Source organism: Phenylobacterium sp. (assembly GCF_028290885.1).
Lineage (GTDB): Bacteria > Pseudomonadota > Alphaproteobacteria > Caulobacterales > Caulobacteraceae > Phenylobacterium.
The window spans coordinates 1-5,324 of record NZ_JAQGIZ010000173.1 but is presented as its reverse complement, the minus strand read 5'-3'; the positions used below and the strand labels follow the sequence as shown (position 1 = coordinate 5,324).

The following is a 5,324-nucleotide window of genomic DNA, read 5'->3' as shown; positions in this document are numbered from 1 at the left end:
CGGCGCGGGCGGTGGGGCGGCCGGCGCGTCGACGTGCGCCTGGCGGCCGACCGCGGCGATCAGCAGGGCCGCCACCACGGCCGCGTAGATCAGCCAATCGGGCAGCCTCGGGAAATGCATACTCGGGACCTCGAACCTAGGCCGAGACCGCGGCCGCGAGGATGAGGGCCGTGGCGAGCTTGGCCCCCACCAGCATGGCGGCCGCCGCCATCTCGCCGTCCTGGATCCGCCTCGGCAATCCATGCAGGACGAGGTCGACCAGGCGGAAGATCAGGAGCTGCACCAGCATGACGGCGACGCCCCACAGCGCCAGCTCGATCAGGCTGGTCGAGGCCTTCAGCGACACGGCGAGCGGAATGGCCAGCCCCACCAGCACCCCGCTCAGCGACACCGCCGCGGCGGTGTTGCCGTCGCGGATCAGTGTGATTTCCTTATGGGGTGTCAACATGACGTAGAGCGCGGCGGCCGCGAACAGGATGACCACCGTGATCCCGGCGTGCAGCAGGGTGACCGGAAAGCCGGTGGCGAAGGCCTGGATCTCCGGCGACTGGAAGGGCGTGGTCATGGGTGGCGATACTCCGACGAGCGCAGCTCTCGATACCACGCCGCGAGACCCCAACAACCGCTCGTCATGGCCGGTCTTGCACCAGCCATCCATAGGCGCAGACGTCAGAGATTGCTTGGCGAGATCGGCGTGTATGGATCCCCGGGACAAGCCGGGGATGACGATCGGGAAACTATTCGGAGATAGCCGCAGCCTTGCGCCGGACGCTGGCGCGGACCTTCTCGCTCTCGCTCTTCAGCTGGCCGCAGGCGGCGAGGATGTCGCGGCCGCGGGGCGTGCGGATCGGCGAGGCGTAGCCGCCGCGGTTGAGGATCGCGGCGAAGGCCTCGATGGTCCCCCAGTCGGAGCATTCGTAGGGGCTGCCCGGCCAGGGGTTGAACGGGATCAGGTTGATCTTCGCCGGGATGCCCTTCAGCAGCTGGACCAGGGCATTTGCCTCGGCCGGACTGTCATTGACCCCCTTCAGCATGACGTACTCGAAGGTCACCCGCTTGGCGTTGGACAGGCCCGGGAAGGCGCGGATCGCGGCCATCAGCTCGGCCAGCGGATACTTCTTGTTCAGCGGCACCAGCTGCTCGCGCAACTGGTCGTTGGTGGCGTGCAGGGAGATCGCAAGCATCGCCTGGGTGCGCTCGCCCAGCGCCTGCAGCTCCGGGACCACGCCGGAGGTCGAGACGGTGATCCGCCGGCGCGAGATGGCGATGCCCTCGTTGTCGGCGATGATGTCGATGGCCCCGGCCACGCTGTCCAGATTGTACAGCGGCTCGCCCATGCCCATGAACACGATGTTGGAGAGCCGGCGGTCCTCCTTGGGCGAGGGCCATTCGCCGAGGTCGTCGCGCGCCACCTGCACCTGGGCGACGATCTCGGCGGCGGTCAGGTTGCGGACCAGCGCCTGGGTGCCGGTGTGGCAGAAGGTGCAGTTCAGCGTGCAGCCCACCTGGCTGGAAACGCAGAGCGCGCCGGCCCGGCCGACGTCGGGGATGTAGACGGTCTCGATCTCGATGCCCGGCGCGGTGCGGATCAGCCATTTGCGCGTGCCGTCCCTGGAGACCTGCCGCTCGACGATCTCCGGCCGCTCGATCGTGAAGGCCTCGGCGAGGCTCGCGCGCATCTCCTTGGCCACGTCGCTCATCAGGGAGAAGTCGGTGACGCCGTAGTGGTGGATCCAGCGCCAGAGCTGGGTCGCGCGCATGCGGGCCTTCTCCGGCCGCACGACCTCGGCGGCGATCAGCGCCTGGGCGAGCTCGGCCCGCGTCAGCCCGGAAAGGTTCGGCTTCCCGGCCGCGCGCGGCGCGCTTGGCGCACGAGAAATGTCGAGGGTCACGCCCAAGGGGGAGGCTTCCTGTCTGGAGGTCCCGGAATATAGGCGAGCGGGCGCGTTCGGCCAAATCGCGCGGCGTTAGTCCCGCGGTCGGCCGGCGCGCGCTAAGGTCGCCTGATGCGCAGCCTGCTTCCGGCCATCGCCTTGATGCTCCTGGCCATCCCCTCGGCCAAGGCGCAGGGGCTTCGCGACTTCTGCGCGGATCGGCCCGGCAAGGCGACGCCGCCCTGCATCCTCGATGTCGGCCACGTGCAGATCGAGACCGGCCTGGCGGACGTGGTGTTTCAGCGCAGCCCGGACGTGCACGCCACCACCTACACGATCGGCGCCAGCGAGTTCCGCTTCGGGTTGACGCGGTGGCTGGAGGCCGAGGCGGCCTGGGCGCCGCTGATCGTCGACCGAGACCGCGACTCCGGTCACCGCACCGGAGTCGGCGACCTGACGCTGGGCCTGCGAGGCGCCCTGATCGCGCCCGACGGCGACGGTCCCGCAGTCTCGCTCCAGGGCTTCGTGACCGCGCCCACCGCCACCCACGGCCTGGGCGCCGGCGGGTGGACGGGCGGCGTCCGGCTCCCGGCGCAGCTTCCGCTGGGGCCCCTCGCTCTGGGCCTGACGCCGGAGGTGGATGTGGTCCGCAACGCCTCGGGTCACGGCACGCACGCCGCCTGGGTCGGCGTCGCCGCCTTCAGCCACGGCTTTGGCAAGCTTACGGTCGGCGCCGAGGCCTGGGGCGCCGTCGACGACGACCCGTCGCACGTGAGCCATCAGGCCAGCGCGGACCTCACGGCCGCGGTCGCCGTCGGCGACAACGGCCAACTCGACGCCGGGGTGAACATCGGACTGACCCGCGACACGCCCGACCTCGAGATGTACGTCGGTATCGCTCACCGCTTCTGACCCGCGCCGGCTTCAAACGTTCGTTCGGTTTCGGCCTTCCGCCTCCGCAGCCGCTGGGCTAGCGTCCGGCCAACTTCGAAGGCGACCAGGGAGAGCGGGCATGAAGGCGCTGTTGAGCAAGGCCGTTGGCGGGCCGGACACCCTGGTGCTGGAAGACGTGCCGAGCCCCGAGGCCAAGCCGGGCCACGCGGTGATCTCGGTGAAGGCGATCGGGGTCAACTTCCCCGACGTGCTGATGATCGAGGACAAGTACCAGTTCAAGCCGGAACGGCCGTTCGCGCCGGGCGGCGAGCTTTCCGGCGTCGTCAAGGCGGTGGGCGAAGGCGTGACCAATGTGAAGCCCGGCGACCGGGTGCTGGCCAACACCGGCTGGGGCGGCATGGCCGAGGAGGTGCTGCTGCCGGCCGCGCGGCTGTGGAAGATTCCCGACGCCATGCCGCACGACGTAGCCGCGGCCTTCATCCTGACCTACGGCACCTCCTATCACGCGCTGAAGGACCGGGGTCACCTGAAGGCGGGCGAGACCCTGCTGGTGCTGGGCGCCGCCGGCGGCGTCGGGCTGTCTGCCGTAGAGCTTGGCAAGGCCCTGGGCGCCCGGGTGATCGCCGCTTGCTCCACCCAGGAGAAGGTCGACCTGGCCATCAAGCACGGCGCCGATTCTGGCGTGGTCTACGGCCGCGGCCCCTTCGACAAGGACGGCCAGAAGGCGCTAGGGCAACTGTTCAAGGACGCCACCGGCCCCAACGGCGCGGACGTGATCTACGACGCAGTGGGTGGCCCCTACGCCGAGCCTGCGCTGCGCTCCATCGCCTGGGAGGGCCGCTACCTGGTGATCGGCTTTGCGGCCGGCGAGATCCCGCGCATCCCGCTCAACCTCGCGCTGCTCAAGGGCTGCGACATTGTCGGCGTGTTCTGGGGGACCTGGACGCAGAAGAACCCGGGCCTCTTCGCCCAGAGCATCGAGGAGCTCCTGCAGCTCTACGCGGCCGGCAAGATCAAGCCCTACGTCTCCGAGCGCTTCCCGCTGGCCAAGGGCGCCGACGCCATCGCCCACCTGGGCAGCCGCCAGGCCATGGGCAAGGTGGTGGTGACGGTCGACTGAGGCGCGCCTTAAGCCTCTGTCCAGACGCGAGCGGCTAGGCTGGACGCCGTAACGTCGCGGCCCGGAGAGAGCATGCCCAACGTGACCGGCCGCTTCGGGCCCTATGCGCCGCCGCTGGTCGTCGGGATACCGGCCCTGCTCGCCGCGCTCTACGCCTGGGCGGTCTTCGTCTCGACGTTCAGCCATCCCGGCGTCATCGGACTGAACTACAACGCGCCGGGCAGCGACTGGATGGTGCTCTATGGCGCGGCGCACCAGGCGCTGTCCGGCAACCTGCCGCTGATCTTCGATGGCGACCGGTTCACCGCTTACCTCAACACCGCCTTCGCCGGATGGCTGACCTCGCCGTTGGAGTTCCGGCCGTGGGTCTATCCGCCGAGCTTCCTGGTGATGCTGGCGCCCTTCGAACCCCTGGGTTTTGTCGGATCCTACGTCGCCTTCCAGCTGGTCAGCGCCGGACTTCTGGCCGCGGCCCTGCTCTACCGGGCCGACCGGCCGGCGGCCGCGCCCTGGCTGGCCGCCGCCGCCCTGCTGTGCCCCGCCGCAGCGGTCAATGCGGTGGACGGGCAATGCAGCTTCCTGGTGGCTGCAATCCTGGTAGCCGGCTTTCGGCTGCTCGGGCCGCGGCCGTTGCTGGCCGGACTGGTGCTCGGAATCCTGACCTTCAAGCCGCAGTTCTGGCTGCTCGTGCCCGTGGCTCTGGCGGCCGCGGGCCGTTGGCGCACCCTGGCCGCGGCCATCGCCTCGGCGGCCGTCCTTGCGGCGGTCAGCGCCGCGGTGTTCGGACCGGAGTCCTGGGCGTGGTGGATCCGCCAGACCGTCGAGAGCTACGCCAGCGCCGATCCCAAATGGGTGGAGTTCGGCCGGATCTGGGGCAACAGCGTCTATGCCTGCGCCGTCCTCCTGGGGGTTCCGGCGAAAGCCGCCTCCCTGCTTCAAACCGCGGCCATCCTGGCGGCGGCGGCAGCGGTCTTCGCGGCCTTCCGGTCGCGCATGGCGGCCGACCTCAAACTTGCGCTGCTGCTGGTGGCCACCATCCTCGGGGCGCCCCATTCGGCATCCTATGACGTGGTGCTGCTGGTGGTGGCCGCGGGGCTGTGGCTGGCTGCAGGCCCCGGGCCGCCAAGCCTGCTGCGCTGGATCGTGGCGCTGGCCTTCTGGCTCAGCGCCATGTTCAGCCCACCGGCGCTCTCGGTTCCTGGCCGCTTCACGCCACTGCTGCTCGCCGGCTTCATCGGCATCGTGCTCTACCGCAGCTGGCGCGGGCTCGACGCGGAGCCGCGGGCGCTCTGATCGCGGCGGCAGCGGGCTAGTGTGCTGGATTTGAAGTTCGCCGTCTTCACGGGCCACGCGCCGAGCGAACTTCAAATCCAAGAAAGCACACTAGAAACATACACTTGCTAGTGTCCTTATCGATTCCGAAGTTCGCCAAAGCC

At 69.6% G+C, this 5,324-nt stretch carries 5 protein-coding genes and 1 pseudogene; 3 read left to right on the top strand and 3 right to left on the bottom strand.

Annotated features, from left to right (window positions below; all coding sequences use genetic code 11):
- From JWP28_RS11720 to rlmN, 3 genes and pseudogenes are all read right to left on the bottom strand, one after another.
- A pseudogene (locus JWP28_RS11720) lies at window positions 1–120 on the bottom strand (serine protease); the annotation flags it as partial.
- 16 nt (window positions 121–136) lie between these two features.
- The gene (locus JWP28_RS11715; protein WP_299543060.1) at window positions 137–565 is read right to left on the bottom strand and encodes a DUF350 domain-containing protein; all 429 of its coding nucleotides are present in this window, start codon (window positions 563–565) and stop codon (window positions 137–139) included.
- 172 nt (window positions 566–737) lie between these two features.
- The gene (gene rlmN, locus JWP28_RS11710; protein ID WP_299543058.1) at window positions 738–1,898 is read right to left on the bottom strand and encodes a 23S rRNA (adenine(2503)-C(2))-methyltransferase RlmN; all 1,161 of its coding nucleotides are present in this window, start codon (window positions 1,896–1,898) and stop codon (window positions 738–740) included.
- 108 nt (window positions 1,899–2,006) lie between these two features.
- Between rlmN and JWP28_RS11705 the strand changes: the two genes are divergently transcribed.
- The 3 genes from JWP28_RS11705 to JWP28_RS11695 all read left to right on the top strand — a co-directional run bounded on the left by JWP28_RS11705 (window position 2,007) and on the right by JWP28_RS11695 (window position 5,181).
- Window positions 2,007–2,786, top strand: a complete 780-nt coding sequence (locus JWP28_RS11705) for a transporter (RefSeq protein WP_299543057.1) — start codon at window positions 2,007–2,009, stop codon at window positions 2,784–2,786.
- A 100-nt stretch (window positions 2,787–2,886) separates the two neighbouring features.
- Entirely contained in the window at window positions 2,887–3,888 is a 1,002-nt protein-coding gene (locus JWP28_RS11700; RefSeq protein WP_299543055.1) for an NADPH:quinone oxidoreductase family protein, read from the top strand.
- Between the two features lie 72 nt (window positions 3,889–3,960).
- Complete coding sequence (locus tag JWP28_RS11695) at window positions 3,961–5,181, top strand: glycosyltransferase family 87 protein (protein WP_299543054.1); 1,221 nt, start codon at window positions 3,961–3,963, stop codon at window positions 5,179–5,181.
- The last annotated feature ends 143 nt before the right edge of the window (window positions 5,182–5,324 follow it).

What these genes read in the sequence shown, in the direction of transcription:
- JWP28_RS11695 (WP_299543054.1), top strand. Translation starts at nt 3,961, where the DNA reads ATGCCCAACGTGACCGGCCGCTTCGGGCCCTATGCGCCGCCGCTGGTC.
- JWP28_RS11715 (WP_299543060.1), bottom strand. Translation starts at nt 565, where the DNA reads ATGACCACGCCCTTCCAGTCGCCGGAGATCCAGGCCTTCGCCACCGGC.
- JWP28_RS11700 (WP_299543055.1), top strand. Translation starts at nt 2,887, where the DNA reads ATGAAGGCGCTGTTGAGCAAGGCCGTTGGCGGGCCGGACACCCTGGTG.
- JWP28_RS11705 (WP_299543057.1), top strand. Translation starts at nt 2,007, where the DNA reads ATGCGCAGCCTGCTTCCGGCCATCGCCTTGATGCTCCTGGCCATCCCC.